Here is a 1,407-nt window from a genome sequence, read left to right as displayed (position 1 = left end):
TTGAAATCCGGACGAAATTCATTTATGCAGTGTTCCCAGCAGGGAATTCAGGGTTTGTTGGGGCGTCGGGGCATTAGGGTGATGGCGGTGGTAGAGACGCACCATCTCCTCGTCAACCAAGCGGCGTAAGCCGCGAAGGAGAATTTTCTTTCCAGGTGGCCGTCCAGTGTGGAACATGTAGCCACCCAGAGACGCCAGAAGTTTCACTTCTGGTGTCTCCTTCGCTGCTCCAAGCCGAAAAACGAACGCCGCAGCAATCCAGATGCAGGTCACCAATCGCTGGAACGCTGGGAAGTCCAGCAGGCGAACTTCTTCCCAGCCCAGAGCCTGTTTTGTCCACTCGAACACATCTTCAATACTCCACCGGGAAAGATAGAGACGGACAACCGCTCCAGCGGCTTCTAGGGTATCAACGGGCAGATTGGTCAGCAGCAACCAGCCTTCTCTGTCATCTCTGGGGCAGCTAGGGAAGGCTAAGCGCACTGCATTCATGGGTAACTTGCCGTGGTCAAGCCAGATTTCACCTGCTCTGACCTCAACCAGGGTTGGACGCCAAGACACTTTGCCCCTTTTATCCTTCACAGGGCGCTTCATCGTGAAGCGCCCAAGGACAGGAAAACTGTCCATGAGCTTGACCAGCGCTTGTGGTTCCGCTGTGGGTGTGCGTTGTGTGGAACGATCAAAATGCATTCCGCGAATGACGAATTTGACGTGAAGTTCAGCGCCCAGCCACCGAAACACCTTGAGGTCGTCAAACCCTCTGTCCATGATGAAGGTGATTTTCTGCACGCCAGCGGCTCGTAGCTCACGAACGATGGCAAAAAGCGCATCCTTCAAAATGCGTTTCTCGCTGATAAAGTTGGGGGTTTGGGTGCTGTATGTCTGCTGGAACAGAATGGCCTGGCGTCCGTCGGACGCCCGCCCAATGGCCTCTAGAGTGCGATAGCCATTTATAAGCTGCCCTTGTAAATCACGAACATGGTCGAGATAGGGGAGGTTCTGGCTCTGAGGCTTACGGAGGTCAGAGCCATCAACAATGACCTCAACGCTATCGGCATCGTGCAGAAATTGGGCACCCTCACGTGTGAGGGTCTGACTCAAATTGTCAGGACTGAAAGACACCCGTTTGTTTTCGTCATGAACAAGGCGTCGCAGACGCCTTTCACTATTGTCAGCGGCCCCGGGAATGCTTGCAGCGATTCGTTGTATACATCCTGACCCGCTTCCCAAAATGCCAGTCAGAAGCGACTCGAAGGTGTTGAAGACCCGGATGTCCCTAAAAAGTGGGCGATAGTTCAACGCATAGTCATGCAGTGAATCGGCCTGATATTTGGCGTGCTGGAGAGTGTTCATCTCTTATTCTGCACCCAAAAACCTGAGTATGCAGAATTTCGTCCGGGTTTCAAT

General features: G+C 53.2%; 1 protein-coding gene. It reads right to left on the bottom strand.

Annotation, left to right across the window (positions count from 1 at the left end; genetic code table 11):
- Positions 1 to 18: 18 nt before the first annotated feature.
- Positions 19 to 1,353, bottom strand: a complete 1,335-nt coding sequence (locus QZ269_RS13085) for a transposase (protein WP_291427135.1) — start codon at positions 1,351 to 1,353, stop codon at positions 19 to 21.
- Between the last annotated feature and the right edge of the window lie 54 nt (positions 1,354 to 1,407).

Source organism: Deinococcus sp. (genome assembly GCF_018260405.1).
Taxonomy (GTDB): domain Bacteria; phylum Deinococcota; class Deinococci; order Deinococcales; family Deinococcaceae; genus Deinococcus.
This window is presented reverse-complemented; position numbering and strand designations above follow the sequence as displayed.